Below are 14384 nucleotides of genomic sequence, written 5' to 3' on the forward strand. Positions count from 1 at the left end.
ATCTGTATGGTTCGTTGAACCATTTGAATTGACAGACGCTTGACTTTCATTCAATTTTCAAAGAGCAATCAAACCGCCGCCTCAATCAGCGACTTATTAATAATACCATTTAGCCAAGAGAAAGTCAATAATCGAATGCGAAATTTCGTTGAAATGACCGCCTCTCTCAATGGCGCATTTAATAATTTACCACTCCGTCCGGACTGCGTCAATCCCTTTCCACAAAAAACTGTTTTCTTTATTTTTCCTGCCGGACACGTGTATCCTGCTTCCCCGGCACATCCTATGTTTCAGCTGACACTAATGTGCTCCGTATCTCTTTTTACAATAGCGATCATATCTTGTCCTGCCGGGAATATATTTATCCCAAGAACGATCCGTGGAAAGGAGAACGACATCTTGTCCAGAAAGGTTTGGATTTTCAGCAGCAGGGAAATGCATATCTATATCCCGGCAGTTCTCATTCTGTTAACTATCATAGGAGGATTCTGGGTGAACCGCTCCATCCTTCCCGTGCTTTCTACCGATGAAGGGCCGGCTGCGTTCTACCGGGCCGACATTGACGAGAAAAAAACGGCCCTGACGTTTAATATCAGCTGGGGGGACGAGCGGGCCCTGCCGATCCTGGATACATTAAAAGAAGAAGAAGTGACAGCTGCGTTCTTTGTTTCGGGAGCATGGGCGGAACGTCATCCCGACATTATGGAACGTATCATCGAGGACGGCCATACCATCGGAAACCACGGCTACCGGTATGAACACTATCCACGAATGGAAGATGAGGAAGTTGTACGCGATTTAAATTTAAGCCACAAAAAAATCAAAGATGTGACGGACATGGATGTCCAATATTTCCGACCGCCTCATGGTGATTTCAATCCATCCGTCCTCGAAGCCATTGATCAGTTCGGCTATACCACCGTTCATTGGAGCATAGGCGGAAACGACTGGGAAAATCCCGGAGTGGACCAGATTGTGTCCGGTATCACGGAAGGGATTCAACCGGGAGATGTCATCCTGCTTCATGCTTCTGATTCTGTCCGGCAGACCGGAGAAGCGCTCCCGGTTATCATTGAAACTCTCAAAGAAAAGGGGTATACATTCACAGAGCTTGATGAACTCATGTCCCAGGCGGACACGGAAGTGGAAGAACTGGCCGCTCCCTGACCGTTCTTCCTACCCAGCATTGATCAAACGTTTGTTTACTCAGGAGTTCCGGCTCTGTCCGTCTCCCGTTAAGCGGTGCAGCAGGAGTAGCTGCCAGGTGTTCGCCGCAAGAAGCGGCGCCAAATAAATCCATAACCATTTTGTATCATTTACAATATCCACCGTTAATGCCGGCATCCATTCAATGGTGGTTACTACAAACATAAAAAAGAGGGCGGGCACAAACGTCTTTTTATTGGTCTCCCGCTTTTTCTGAAACGCAACGGCTGCGCTGTAAGCAAGAAGCAGCAGAGGCATCAATGTATATCCGGCCAGGGTTTCCCCTTCCCCGGCAAACGAAATATATCGTAAATAAATCAAATCGAACAGGACAAACAGAATCAGCACAACCTGGATCCGGTTCCAGAGTTTCACGGATTTAAATATCCCCAGTGCAAATCGCTGCAGCGTAAGATAGGCAAAATACCCCATTTGCGCCACGAGACTGATGGCCGCACTCACGCCGAACATCCACAGCACGCCGAAAAGGAAATTGAGAAAGCCGCCGCCGAAGTATGTATCCATATCAAGCAGCACGCCAACCACCGTTCCGCAGGATGCTCCAATCAAAAGGGTGGAAAAAAACAGATTAACGAGCTTTCTTGTATTCAACGCTATCGCGCTCCTCTATATGAATGAATCATTTCCGTACTGATTTTACCAACGAATACAGCAAAAAGCTACACAGCCTCTTGTCTATGCATAATTTTTTCACATCTGAGGCATCGTAATCACAACGGACCTGTCCCCTTGTAACGGAATAACAGCCGAAAGGAGCGTGAATCGATGCCGACGCTGCTGAAAAAAACCACCTTGTTCTTATTTTTCTTTTTATTATTGGCCGGCTGCGCTGCTGCGGCGGAAGATCAAGGAAAAGGAAATTACGAAGAAACCAAAAAAATGCTCGTTGACTTATTAAAATCCGACGAGGGTAAACAGGCGATAAGCGATATCATGAGTGAAGAAAAGATGCGCGAAAAGATTGTCATGGACCAGGAAATTCTCAAAAAAACGGTGGAGGACACCTTAACTGCTGATAAAGGCAAAAAATTCTGGCAGGAGATGCTGAAAGACCCGAAGTTCACGAAAACATTTGCAGAAAGCATGCAGAAAAATAATGAAAAGATGCTGAAAAAATTAATGAAGGATCCGGAATATCAACAGATGATGATGGATGTCATGAAAGATCCGGAGATGGAAAAGGCAACGCTCGAACTGATGAAAGGTAAAGAATACCGGCAACAGGTCATGACGATCATGAGTGAAGCTATGGAAAGTCCGCGGTTCAAGCCGAAGATCACTAAGATTCTGGAAAAAGTATCCGAAAAGCAGATGAGCAAAGAAGGAGGCCAGGGCGGTTCCTCCGGCGGAGGCGGCGGATAAACGGAAAAAACAAAGGAGCTGTACCTTTTATACAGCTCCTTTTCTCATTACTTCCCGATTTTTTCCATAATGCGGTTTGAGATTTCGGTGTATATTTCTCCGATCGGATGCTCCGGTTCATATACGGAAGGAGCAAAGTCCTCTTTCTCCATATCCGGCTGACCGAGCGGGATACGGCCGAGCATTTCCGTTTTCAGCTCTTCGGTCAGGCGGTCGCCTCCGCCCTGTCCGAAAATATACTCCCGTTCCCCGGTCTTTTTGCTTTCGAAATAGGCCATGTTTTCAATCACACCGAGAATCTGATGGTTGGTCTTGATTGCCATCGCGCCGGCCCGTGCCGCTACAAAAGCGGCAGTTGCGTGCGGCGTTGTCACAACCAGCTCTTTACATTCCGGCAGCATGGTGTGCACATCCAGTGCCACGTCTCCGGTTCCCGGCGGAAGGTCAAGAATCAGGTAATCGAGATCTCCCCATTCCACCTCGTTGAAAAAGTTATTCAGCATCTTACCGAGCATCGGACCTCTCCAGACCACCGGAGCATTATCTTCCACGAAAAAGCCCATCGAAATGACTTTGACGCCGAAGCGTTCCACTGGATAAATCGTTTCGCCCTGTACCGTCGGACGCTGTTCAATGCCCATCATATCCGGCACACTGAAGCCGTAAATGTCCGCATCAATAATGCCGACCCTCTTCCCGGCTTTTGCCAGGGATGTTGCAATATTGACGGAAACGGTGGACTTCCCGACTCCGCCTTTTCCGCTTGTTACGGCAATAAACTCAACCGGATTGTTTTCGGAGAGGAGGGAAGGGTTCTCTTCGTCTTCTTCTTCCTGAGGGCCGCCCATTTCTCTGACTTCTTCATCTGTCAATGTATCGAAGCGAAGCCCGACCGACTCGGCGCCTGCTTCCTTCACAGCCTGTACAATATTCTGCTGTACCTGCATCTGTTCGGCCGTTCCGGTTTTGGCAAGCGCAATTTTCAGACTGACGTTGTCTTCCTTTATTTTAATTTCCCGGATTCCTCCGGTTTCCACGATGCTTTTATGAAGATCAGGATCTTCGATATTGGCAAGAGCCTCGCGGATCTGTTCTTCGGTTAACAAATCGGACACCATCCTTTACAACGCTGTATGCTTCCTCCTACAGCATACCTTTTTTCCGGTGTCCTTTTCAAACGTTTGCAACTACATGGCTTCCGGTTCTTCGTCTCCGCAATACCGAAGAATGCCGCGGTAAATCGCGGAAGCTGTTTTGTTCTGATATTCTTTTTCTCCCAGACGCCGCCCTTCCTCCCGGTTTGACAGAAAACCGGCTTCCACGAGTACACCTGGTATGTCCGCCTGGTTCAACAGAAAAATTTCCCGGATTCCTTTCGGTTCACGGATTGTCTGTCCCAGATTATTTCTCATTTCCTCCTGAATCAAACGGGCCATCTTTTCGTTTTCCGGAACACTCGGCTGATAAAATGTCTGTGCTCCGCTCCACCTGGTGGAAGGGACCGCATTTAAATGGAGGCTGATAAATAAATCGCCCCCGCTTTCATTTACGATATCCAGGCGTTTATGCAGATCCTCAGTTTTGCGCCTGCTGTACCCTTCCACGTCCCTGCCGGCCAAATCATAATCGCCCTCCCGGGTCATAAACACAAGTGCTCCGGCTTCCTGCAGATAATCACGCAGCATAAAACTGATGGAAAGTGCCACATCTTTTTCCAGTGTTCCGTCCCGCGTAGATGCCCCGCCGTCCACACCGCCGTGTCCCGGATCCAGGATAATCACTTTCCCCGATAACGGCGTATTCCAGGATGTCACCGCCTGTGGCAGCATCCAGGTGTGTATAAGCCATCCGGATGCTGCTAATACTATGAACAGAATGGCAGTACCAAGCCATTTTTTCATATAACGCCCGCTCCTTTATTGATACCAGCTTGTTTCATCTATATGACGGAGCGGGTGATTTATTACGGCCCGGCGCTGCTAATGAAAATGAAGCAGCTTCCGGCGCACACCGGCTTCCAGGCCGCGCTTCCACCAATACGTAATAAAGGATTCGACCGCTTCTTTCATAACCGGCTGTTCATCATCCGGATCCTCTTCCACCCAGCACACCATAAATTCATACAGTTCGCTGGCAATGAGCCCGATGGCTGCTGCAGCCTGCACCTGAAATTTAAAAGGAAGCGCCCTGTCTTCTACATACCGGCTGTACTTTCCGCCGGACAGGAATGCTTCGAGTGCCAGATCCATACAGGCTTCCTCCAGAAAGGAATACGAAAACTGAAAGTGGTCAAATACCGGAATAAATACTTTTTCCGCGGTCTCTTTTATTTCCTGCACCTGCAGATCCTGCAGCAGGCGCTTTTCTTCCCGCCATTCTTTTTTGATACGGTGTGGTTCGAGTGATATGACAACCCCCATCTCTGACCTCCCCCTTCATCCTGTAGTATATGAGTTCCGGGAGTTGTCATACTGACGGTATATGCCAGTTCTGTATGGGACGTGTCCGGCAGCGTGATGGTGACGTTTCCGTACTGCCGCCGGGCTTAAAACGTAAGCATGAACGACTCATAACGACGAAATGACAGAGACGGATCGCCCAAACGTAACGATGGCTCAGCCATGCTTACGTTTTGCTCTTGGACGAGGTGGAAAACGTAAGCATGAACGTTCTTAGGTGACGTTTTCCCTGTGCTTTCCGTCCAAAAGGGACATATGCGCCTGCTTCTGCTCTGCCACAAGCGCCGCGCTCCGCACCCACCACCAGCGCGTCTCCATTCACAAATACAAAAAACCCTCTCTGCTCCGGCTGGGAGCAAAGAGGGCTGAACCTTTTGTATAAAGGGATTTTTAACGCTTCGAGAACTGTGGAGAACGGCGTGCGGATTTGAGGCCGTACTTTTTCCGTTCTTTCATTCTGGAATCACGGGTCAGGTAGCCGGCATCTTTCAGCGGCTTACGGAAGTCCGGGTCGATTTCCAGCAGGGCGCGGGAAAGACCGTGACGGATAGCTCCGGCCTGACCGGTAAAGCCGCCGCCGTCCACGTTGACTTTCAGGTCATACTGTCCTTCTGTACCGGTTTCCGCGAGCGGCTGCTTTACTACAACCTTCAGCGTTTCCAGGTCAAAATAGTCGTCAATGTTTCTGTCGTTAATGGTGATGTTACCGTCGCCTGGTTCAACAAAGACACGGGCTACGGAATTTTTACGGCGTCCGGTGCCGTAATATTGCACTTGTGCCAAATGAATACCCTCCCTTTTGTATTATCCGCGAAGTTCGTACTTCTCCGGTTGCTGTGCTTCGTGCTTATGCTCCGATCCGGCGTAGACATGCAGCTTTTTCGCCTGCTGACGGCCGAGAGATCCTTTCGGAAGCATTCCTTTAACCGCCAGTTCCAGCATACGCTCCGGCTTGTTCCGGCGCATGTCTTCGGCGCGGGTCTTCTTCAGTCCGCCCGGATACTGGCTGTGGCTGTAATAATACTTGTCTTCCAGCTTGTTGCCGGTGAGTTTAATGTCCGCTGCGTTAATTAAAATAACGTTATCGCCTGTGTCGATGTGCGGCGTGTACTGCGGCTTATGCTTTCCGCGGAGAATGGATGCCACTTCACTGGCAAGACGGCCGAGTGTTTCGCCTTCCGCGTCAATCACGTACCACTTGCGCTCTACTTCACCAGGCTTCGCCATATAAGTTGTACGCATTGTGTTCCCTCCTGATCCTGTATCATGTACGATTCTTTTATTTGGTTGCATTCATCTTCGTCGTTTTCATTTCCGATCCCGGGGCTAGTGGGACTTGAAATGCCAAATAACATCATATAATATCGGCGTGCTTATGTCAATGCCTGCAACGCTCGGATTCGTTGTTTTTATTCGTAGCGGACGTTCCATAAATATAAAGCATGGCCGGGAGCGGTATTTCCGGATGCATGCCGTTTTTGTGCCCTGATGATGCCGGGAATGTCATCGGCCTGCCTGAGTCCTTTTCCGACTTCGAGCAGCGTTCCTGTCATGATCCGCACCATGTTATATAAAAAACCGCTCCCCCGGAACGTGAAGTGCAGCTCATCCCCGTGTTCCTCTACGTTCACTTCATGCACGGTGCGCACCATGTCTGTCACATCTGTACGTGACGAACAGAACGAGGAGAAATCATGGGTTCCGGTAAATAACGGTGCTGCCCGTTTGATCTCTTCTACATTCACGGGATACGGATAAAAATACACGTAATGGCGCCGGAAGATGTCTTTTTCCCCGGTAAGATGCACCCGGTACCGGTACGTTTTTTCCACTGCATCAAAACGGGCGTGAAACGAATCGTCCACATAAACCGCCTGTTTCACCTGAACGTCCGGGGCCAGCAGCTGATTGATGGCTTTCGGCCATTTCGCTTCAGGGACAGCCAGCGGTGTATCAAAGTGAACCACCTGGCCGAGTGCATGGACAGAGGAATCCGTTCTTCCTGAAGAAACAACCGGCACATGCTCCCCTTTATGAATTTTCTGGAGTACACGTTCCATCTCCTGCTGTACCGTACGCTTGCCGGGCTGCACCTGCCATCCTGAAAAATGGGTCCCATCATAGCTTACTACTGCTTTCACTCTCTGCATGACCATCACTCCTTACATTCCGAACACCATGAGGAAAACACTCAGTGATACGACCAGCAGGCAGGCCGTCGTATCGCGCCATCCCCAAACCAGCTGCCTGAACTTTGTCCGGCCGGCACCGCCGTTGTATCCTCTTGCTTCCATTGCCAGTGCCAGATCCTCAGCCCGCTTAAAGGCCCGCATAAACAACGGCACCAGAAGCGCTGTGAAAGCCTGTGCGCGCTTTTTCAACGACCCTTGATGAAAGGATGCCCCGCGGGACATCTGTGCCTTCACGATCTTCTCTGTTTCCTGCAGAAGGGTGGGTATAAATCGTATCGCAATCGACATCATCAAAGCAATATCACGAGCTGGGAGCCCGAAGCGCTCAAACGGGGAGAACAGCTGCTCCAGCGCATCGGTTAAGTCAATCGGGCTGGTGGTGAGTGTCAACAGCGATGTGATAAACACAAGCAGCAGGAGACGAAGAGCAATGAAAAGCCCTTGTTCGATACCGCCTGCATACAGGGTGAATCCCCATGCACTCATCAACGCTTCTCCTTCCCGGGTGAAAAAAGCGTGCAGAAGAAACGTAAAAAACACCAACAGTAACACCGGAAACATGCCTTTGCGCATATAGTGCAGTCCGACACCGGAGATAATAAAAGCCGCTGTGGCTGCTCCCCAGAGCACGCCATATGCCAGCCAGCTGTCCACGATAAAAATCGTACAGACGAAAATAAACGTTGTTACCAATTTGGCGCGTGCATCCATTTGATGTAAAAAAGAACGACCCGGAAGGTACTGACCGATAATGACATGTTCAAACACTTGTTTCCCTCCCCGGCTGATGCCCGCTCATTTCCTGTACCGCCTCTTTCGGCGAGAGGGAAAGAGAAGAAAAAACAATACCTGTCTCAGCCTCAATATGTTTTAACACCTTTGCCCGTTCCGGAAGGTCAAGATCCAGCTGCTCCAATTCGGCTTCTCTTGTGTAAATCTCCTCCGGGGTTCCCTGCATATAGATCATTCCGTTGTCCATCACAATGACGTTGTCTGCCAGCCTGGACACTTCCTCCATCTGATGGGTAATCATGATAATGGTTGTATGATGCCGCTGCTGCCAGTACTTAAATAAATCCATCATATCCTGCTGTCCCTGTGGATCCAATCCAGCGGTGGGCTCATCCAAAATGAGCAGAGACGGTTCCATCGCAAGCACTCCTGCAATAGCTGTCCTTCTCATCTGGCCTCCGCTTAAATCAAACGGTGAACGGGAAAGAAACGACTCATTCAGTCCGACCTGCTCGAGAAGTTCCGGAAGCATGTCCTGCATGTTGTCTCTCGAATACCCGAGATTCCCTGGACCGAACAGAATATCCTTTTCCACGGTCTCTTCAAAAAGCTGGTGCTCAGGGTACTGAAAAACGATGCCGACATGCCGCCGCAGTGCTGCAATGTCTTTCCTTTTTATTTTTGGATGAACCCGGTGGCCGTCGATGACCACCTCTCCGGAAGACGGTTTTAACAGCCCGTTCAAATGCTGGACGAGGGTCGACTTGCCGGATCCCGTCCTGCCTATAACAGCAGTAAAAGATCCTTCCGTCACGTCAAAGCTGACATCCCGCAGCGCATGGGTTTCAAATGAGGTCTTCGGCATATACACATAATTCAACTGCCGGGCCGATACATTCATTCCACCGCCTCCCGAATGATCTGGAGCCATTTCGGATCCAGATCCGGTGTCTGTTCGGCCTGCTTCAGCAGCTCCAGCGGATAAGGAAGCGGCATGTTCAACTCGTCCAGCCATTCCGGACGATCCCGAAGTTCCGAAGCAGGGCGGTCATGAACGAGACGGCCCTGTTCCATATACCATACCCTGTCGGCCTCCATCGCCTCATACAGGCTGTGCGTAATGGACAGAACGGTTAGGTTTTCTGTTTCATGCAGATGCCGCACGGTGTCCAGCACCGCTTCTTTTCCGGCTGGATCAAGCATGGAAGATGCTTCATCAAGTATCATAATATCCGGCTGCAGGGCGAGCACCCCGGCAATGGCCGCCCGCTGTTTCTGCCCGCCGGACAGCCGGTGCGGTTCTGTGTCCAGAAGAGAATCGACTCCTGTCTGTTCCGATGCCTGCTGCATCCGCCGCTTCATTTCGGAGAGCTCTACGCCGGCATTTTCCATCCCGAAGGCGATATCATCGCGTACGGTCGGCGCCACAAATTGATGATCGGGATTTTGAAACACCATCCCGACCTGCTGCCTTATACCGGCCAGAGCCGCGTCGTCCTCTGTAGATGTTCCATAAACCTCCACTCTTCCGCTGGAAGGAAAAAGGAGGCCGTTGCACAAACGAGCCAGGGTGGACTTGCCGGAACCGTTCGAGCCGATCACCGCTGTCCATTCCCCCTCACGGATGGACGCATTAAGACCTGCAACCGCGGGAGCATCTGCCTCTTTATATCGATAGGTTACCTGTTCAAATCGGATAGCTGTCATGTATAACCCCTCACTGCTGTCATTGACGTTTCCTAAAATGTTAACATACATGAGTGGTTTGGTTAACAATAATGAACGTTGACATAAAAAAAGGGCACAGACGTCTCCCTGAACCAGGTAGTCCTGCCCTTGCAAACCTATTTATACACGTTTCAACGAAAAGAAAGCATAAACGCGGACGTTTATACAAATTCAATAATCGCTACTTCAGCCGAATCTCCGCGGCGCGGACCTGCTTTCAGAATCCGCGTGTAGCCGCCCTGGCGCTCTTCATAGCGGGGGCCGAGCTCATCAAACAGTTTCTGAACCGCATCTTGATTATTTTCTTCATCTGCCAGTTCCTTACGAATAACCTGTGCAGCCTGACGGCGTGCGTGCAGATCTCCGCGTTTACCCAGGGTAACCATCTTCTCCACGATAGGGCGCAGTTCTTTCGCCTTCGCTTCCGTCGTTTCGATACGCTCATTGATAATGAGGTCTGTTGCCAGGTCACGGAAGAGTGCTTTACGGGCAGAACTGTCGCGGCCTAATTTTTGATATGCAGACATGTATATTTCCCTCCTTTGTCCGGGACACTATGGATACATCGGATTAATCTTCTTTACGAAGACCGAGTCCAAGCTCTCCCAGCTTTTCCTGTACTTCTTCGAGCGACTTGCGTCCGAGATTCCGAACCTTCATCATATCCTCTTCAGACTTCTGCGTCAGCTCCTGCACGGTATTAATACCGGCGCGTTTCAGGCAGTTATAGGAGCGGACCGACAGATCCAGTTCTTCAATCGTCATTTCCAGAACCTTCTCTTTTTGATCTTCTTCCTTCTCTACCATAATTTCCGCATTTTGAGCCTGATCGGTCAGTCCGATAAAGATATTCAAGTGTTCGTTCATAATTTTAGCGCCGAGCGAAATGGCTTCTTCCGGACGAATACTTCCATCGGTCCATACATCCAGGGTCAATTTGTCATAATTGGTGATCTGGCCGACACGAGTATTTTCTACTTGATAATTGACGCGGTCCACCGGAGTATAGATGGAATCCACCGGCAGCACACCAATCGGCAGGTCGTCACTGTTATTTCCCTCTGCCGGCACATAACCGCGGCCGCGCTGCGCCGTAATACGCATATGAAAGTTCGCACCCTTGGTCAGCGTCGCAATGTGCAGGTCTGTGTTCAGGACGTCAACATCACTGTCGTGGGTGATGTCTTTTGCGGTAACGACACCTTCGCCCTGCGCGTCAATCTCCAGTACTTTCTCTTCATCGGAGTATATCTTCAGGGCCAGTTTTTTTAAGTTCAGGACAATCGTTGTTACGTCTTCTACCACCCCTTCAATGGTGGAGAATTCATGAAGAACGCCGTCGATCTGAACCGTTGTGACAGCAGCCCCTGGAAGGGAGGATAAAAGGATTCGACGCAAGGAATTTCCCAATGTAGTACCATAGCCGCGTTCGAGCGGATCTACGACAAATTTGCCGTATTTGGCATCCTCGCTTAATTCAACCGTTTCGATATTAGGCTTTTCGATTTCGATCATTCTGGTATATACCCTCCTTCAAAACGTCCACACCCAAGAGCTGTATTTCAGCGTCCCGGGATGTTGCAACAGGCAGTTCCCGACTATATGACACACCTTATCAGCCAATAATACGAAAGGGTCCGTTTTCAGAGCCTTACCCATTATTGACATGTAAGGGAAAACTAATACCTCTCTCGGGTTACACTCTACGACGTTTCGGCGGACGGCACCCATTATGAGGAACCGGAGTCACATCACGGATAACGCTGACCTCAAGACCTGTTGCCTGAAGGGAACGAATCGCCGCTTCACGGCCGGCTCCTGGTCCTTTTACCGCAACTTCAACCGATTTGAGACCGTGCTCCATGCCGGTTTTCGCAGCTGTTTCTGCTGCCATTTGAGCCGCAAAGGGGGTGGATTTACGGGAACCTTTGAATCCAAGAGCTCCTGCGCTCGCCCAGGACAGTGCGTTACCCTGGGTATCCGTAATCGTAACGATCGTGTTGTTAAAAGTGGAACGGATATGGGCGACCCCGGACTCTATATTTTTACGCTGGCGGCGTTTACGGGTGTTTGTTTTGGCTTTAGCCATAATACATGTACCTCCTTTGCTCGTTTATTTCTTTTTGTTTGCTACCGTACGACGCGGGCCTTTACGGGTACGGGAATTGTTTTTCGTTTTCTGTCCTCTTGCCGGGAGTCCTCTACGGTGACGGATACCGCGGTAACTACCAATTTCAATCAGACGCTTGATGTTCAGTGAATGCTCCCGGCGGAGATCCCCTTCGACCATGTAGTTATTGTCTACAATCGTGCGGATCCGGGCCAGTTCTTCTTCCGTGAGGTCGCGTACACGGGTACTTTCATCGATACCGGCTTCCTGTACAATCTGCTGTCCGAGGGACTTTCCGATACCGTAAACGTAAGTCAGTGAAATGGGAATTCTTTTATCACGTGGAATATCAACACCTGCAATACGTGCCATTTACGCTTGCACCTCCTTTTTATTTAGCCTTGTTTTTGTTTGTGTTTCGGATTCGAGCAGATCACCATGACCGTTCCTTTACGGCGGATGACCTTGCACTTTTCACATATTGGTTTGACAGATGGTCTCACCTTCATGTCTCTTTACCTCCTTAACTGTGCGGAGTACATGCGAGAGTATACACAACAACGGTTCTGTTTACCAGGCTGCACAGTCTGTCAGCATTTATTTGTAACGGTACGTGATCCGTCCGCGGGACAAATCGTACGGTGAAATCTCAACAGTTACCTTATCTCCGGGAAGGATACGGATGAAGTGCATCCGAATTTTACCGGAAACGTGGGCAAGAATCTTGTGCCCATTCTCCAGTTCCACCCGGAACATTGCGTTTGGAAGCGGTTCGATGACCGTTCCTTCCATTTCGATAACGTCATCTTTGGCCATGCCTTACTCTCCTTCCTTCAGTAATTGCGGCTGCTCCTGCGTAAAACTGCTTAAAGCATACCGTAATTTTGCATTGGTAACACGTCCGGTTTCCTCAATACTTCGTTTGACTTCATTGGAAACATGCGGAAAGACCTCCACATGGCTGATATTTTTCTTTTTAGCCCGGTCAAATTTGCGTTTTTCTCCATCTGCCAGCAGAAGGAAACGCTCATCCACCACTCCAATGACAACCGCATGGTTGCCGGCCTCCCGTCCCTGCTTAATACGGACAATACGGCCGACCCAGGGCGGCGATTCAGCATCATTCATCCTCGCATCACCTTTTACCTCAGGTTTTTGTTAAAATCTCAAAACCTGTACTGGTTATTGCAATGGTATGCTCAAAATGAGCACAGCTTCTGCCATCGGTCGTGACAACCGTCCAATTATCCGAAAGAGTATGAACATAACGCTCTCCGGCATTCACCATTGGTTCCACGGCCAATACCATTCCCGGTTTTAGACGCGGGCCTTTTCCCGGCGGACCGAAATGCGGGATCTGCGGATCTTCATGCAGTTCCTGGCCGACGCCGTGTCCGACATATTCGCGGACAATCGAAAACCCATTCGGCTCCACATAGCTCTGTACCGCGTGGGAAATATTGGACAAACGTTCCTTCGGAGCCGCCTGTTCCAGACCCTCAAACAGGGATGCTTCGGTCACATCAAGCAGCCGCTGCTCTTCTGCCGAAATGGCACCAACCGGATACGTCCAGGCAGAATCCCCGTGATACCCATTGTAATAGGCTCCGATGTCGATGGAAATAATATCGCCGTCTTTCAGCTTACGGCTGCCCGGAATTCCATGTACCAATTCTTCGTTTACTGAAGCGCATATACTGCCGGAGAAACCGCCATAGCCTTTAAATGACGGAGTTGCTCCATGGTCGCGGATGTGTTTATCTGCAATATTATCCAATTCCTGAGTCGTAATGCCCGGTTGGATATGTTTTTGCAGTTCCTGGTGGGTGAGGGCAACAATTTTCCCCGCTTCCCGCATTATATCGAGTTCACGATCGGTTTTACAAATGATCATGCATGAAGTCCTTTCAAAAGTTCTTCAATGTCCTGAAACACTTTGTCTATATCCTGATCCCCATCGATATTGCGGAGATACCCTTTTTCATTATAGAAATCAATCAAAGGCTGCTGCTGTTCAATGTTCACATCAAGGCGTTTGCGGACGGTTTCCGGCTTATCGTCATCTCTCTGGATGAGCTCGCTGCCGTCTTCATCACAGATGCCTTCCTGCTGCGGCGGGTTGAATTCGATGTGATAGGTTTTTCCGGATGTCGGCGACACGCGGCGCCCTGTCAACCTTCTTTCCAGCCTGTCTTTGTCCACTTCAATGTTCAGGACGTAATCCAGGGATTTGTTCAGATCCGAAAGAATGCCTTCCAGAGCTTCCGCCTGCGGCACTGTCCGCGGAAAACCGTCCAGCAGAAATCCCTTATCGCAGTCGGGCTTTGCGAGTCTTTCGCGGACAATGCCAACTGTTACTTCATCCGGCACCAGTTCACCGGCGTCCATGTAAGACTTTGCTTTCTGACCGAGCTCCGATTCCTCTTTGATAGCAGCGCGAAACATATCTCCGGTGGAAATATGAGGGATGCCGTACTTTTCTACAATGTTTTCGGCTTGTGTGCCTTTACCGGCACCAGGCAGCCCCATTAATATCAAATTCATGATATCTCCTCCATAGCTCCGATTTCAGCC

At 49.8% G+C, this 14384-nt stretch carries 21 protein-coding genes; 2 read left to right on the forward strand and 19 right to left on the reverse strand.

Features of this window, described 5'->3' with window-relative positions:
* The first annotated feature begins 399 nt into the window (after positions 1-399).
* Entirely contained in the window at positions 400-1167 is a 768-nt protein-coding gene (pdaB, locus tag ACW9JV_RS18610) for a polysaccharide deacetylase family sporulation protein PdaB (protein WP_457337269.1), read from the forward strand.
* A 39-nt stretch (positions 1168-1206) separates the two neighbouring features.
* On the opposite strand, the gene ACW9JV_RS18615 is transcribed toward pdaB, so the two are convergent.
* Complete coding sequence (locus ACW9JV_RS18615; RefSeq protein ID WP_457337271.1) at positions 1207-1818, reverse strand: KinB-signaling pathway activation protein; 612 nt, start codon at positions 1816-1818, stop codon at positions 1207-1209.
* A 174-nt stretch (positions 1819-1992) separates the two neighbouring features.
* On the opposite strand from ACW9JV_RS18615, the gene gerD reads away from it, so the two are divergent.
* Positions 1993-2589: a spore germination lipoprotein GerD gene (gene gerD / locus ACW9JV_RS18620; protein ID WP_457337273.1), complete on the forward strand. Its 597-nt coding sequence runs from the start codon at positions 1993-1995 to the stop codon at positions 2587-2589.
* Positions 2590-2636: 47 nt separating this feature from the next.
* Here gerD and ACW9JV_RS18625 read toward each other — a convergent pair whose 3' ends face one another.
* From ACW9JV_RS18625 to ACW9JV_RS18710, 18 genes are all read right to left on the reverse strand, one after another.
* Positions 2637-3695, reverse strand: a complete 1059-nt coding sequence (locus ACW9JV_RS18625) for a P-loop NTPase (protein WP_457337275.1) — start codon at positions 3693-3695, stop codon at positions 2637-2639.
* A gap of 81 nt (positions 3696-3776) precedes the next feature.
* Positions 3777-4490: an N-acetylmuramoyl-L-alanine amidase CwlD gene (gene cwlD / locus ACW9JV_RS18630; protein WP_457337277.1), complete on the reverse strand. Its 714-nt coding sequence runs from the start codon at positions 4488-4490 to the stop codon at positions 3777-3779.
* Between the two features lie 78 nt (positions 4491-4568).
* Positions 4569-5009, reverse strand: a complete 441-nt coding sequence (locus ACW9JV_RS18635) for a DUF2521 family protein (RefSeq protein ID WP_457337279.1) — start codon at positions 5007-5009, stop codon at positions 4569-4571.
* A 429-nt stretch (positions 5010-5438) separates the two neighbouring features.
* A complete protein-coding gene (gene rpsI, locus ACW9JV_RS18640) occupies positions 5439-5831 on the reverse strand; it encodes a 30S ribosomal protein S9 (protein WP_457337281.1) in 393 nt (130 codons plus the stop codon).
* A 21-nt stretch (positions 5832-5852) separates the two neighbouring features.
* A complete protein-coding gene (rplM, locus tag ACW9JV_RS18645; RefSeq protein WP_457337283.1) occupies positions 5853-6290 on the reverse strand; it encodes a 50S ribosomal protein L13 in 438 nt (145 codons plus the stop codon).
* A 167-nt stretch (positions 6291-6457) separates the two neighbouring features.
* Positions 6458-7198: a tRNA pseudouridine(38-40) synthase TruA gene (truA, locus tag ACW9JV_RS18650; protein ID WP_457337285.1), complete on the reverse strand. Its 741-nt coding sequence runs from the start codon at positions 7196-7198 to the stop codon at positions 6458-6460.
* Positions 7199-7210: 12 nt separating this feature from the next.
* Positions 7211-8008 carry an energy-coupling factor transporter transmembrane component T family protein gene (locus ACW9JV_RS18655; protein WP_457337287.1) on the reverse strand — a complete coding sequence of 266 codons (798 nt, stop codon included), beginning with the start codon at positions 8006-8008 and terminating at the stop codon, positions 7211-7213.
* Positions 8001-8873: an energy-coupling factor transporter ATPase gene (locus ACW9JV_RS18660; RefSeq protein WP_457337289.1), complete on the reverse strand. Its 873-nt coding sequence runs from the start codon at positions 8871-8873 to the stop codon at positions 8001-8003. The genes ACW9JV_RS18655 and ACW9JV_RS18660 overlap by 8 nt, the downstream gene beginning before the upstream one ends.
* Positions 8870-9679 (reverse strand): energy-coupling factor transporter ATPase, encoded by an 810-nt coding sequence (locus tag ACW9JV_RS18665; RefSeq protein ID WP_457337291.1) that lies wholly within the window; start codon positions 9677-9679, stop codon positions 8870-8872. The genes ACW9JV_RS18660 and ACW9JV_RS18665 overlap by 4 nt, the downstream gene beginning before the upstream one ends.
* A 182-nt stretch (positions 9680-9861) precedes the next feature.
* The gene (gene rplQ / locus ACW9JV_RS18670; protein WP_457337293.1) at positions 9862-10227 is read right to left on the reverse strand and encodes a 50S ribosomal protein L17; all 366 of its coding nucleotides are present in this window, start codon (positions 10225-10227) and stop codon (positions 9862-9864) included.
* Between the two features lie 43 nt (positions 10228-10270).
* A complete protein-coding gene (locus ACW9JV_RS18675; RefSeq protein WP_457337294.1) occupies positions 10271-11215 on the reverse strand; it encodes a DNA-directed RNA polymerase subunit alpha in 945 nt (314 codons plus the stop codon).
* A gap of 181 nt (positions 11216-11396) precedes the next feature.
* On the reverse strand, positions 11397-11789 hold the full coding sequence (gene rpsK, locus ACW9JV_RS18680) for a 30S ribosomal protein S11 (RefSeq protein ID WP_457337296.1): 393 nt from the start codon (positions 11787-11789) through the stop codon (positions 11397-11399).
* Between the two features lie 24 nt (positions 11790-11813).
* Positions 11814-12182 carry a 30S ribosomal protein S13 gene (gene rpsM, locus ACW9JV_RS18685; protein ID WP_457337299.1) on the reverse strand — a complete coding sequence of 123 codons (369 nt, stop codon included), beginning with the start codon at positions 12180-12182 and terminating at the stop codon, positions 11814-11816.
* Positions 12183-12205: 23 nt separating this feature from the next.
* A complete protein-coding gene (gene rpmJ, locus ACW9JV_RS18690; protein WP_026702374.1) occupies positions 12206-12319 on the reverse strand; it encodes a 50S ribosomal protein L36 in 114 nt (37 codons plus the stop codon).
* An 88-nt stretch (positions 12320-12407) separates the two neighbouring features.
* Entirely contained in the window at positions 12408-12626 is a 219-nt protein-coding gene (infA, locus tag ACW9JV_RS18695) for a translation initiation factor IF-1 (protein WP_026702375.1), read from the reverse strand.
* A 3-nt stretch (positions 12627-12629) separates the two neighbouring features.
* Complete coding sequence (locus tag ACW9JV_RS18700; protein ID WP_457337302.1) at positions 12630-12938, reverse strand: KOW domain-containing RNA-binding protein; 309 nt, start codon at positions 12936-12938, stop codon at positions 12630-12632.
* A 19-nt stretch (positions 12939-12957) separates the two neighbouring features.
* The gene (gene map / locus ACW9JV_RS18705; RefSeq protein ID WP_457337304.1) at positions 12958-13704 is read right to left on the reverse strand and encodes a type I methionyl aminopeptidase; all 747 of its coding nucleotides are present in this window, start codon (positions 13702-13704) and stop codon (positions 12958-12960) included.
* Entirely contained in the window at positions 13701-14354 is a 654-nt protein-coding gene (locus tag ACW9JV_RS18710) for an adenylate kinase (RefSeq protein WP_457337306.1), read from the reverse strand. Before ACW9JV_RS18710 ends, map begins: the two co-directional genes overlap by 4 nt.
* Between the last annotated feature and the right edge of the window lie 30 nt (positions 14355-14384).

The sequence above is a fragment of the Salibacterium sp. K-3 genome (assembly GCF_054052005.1).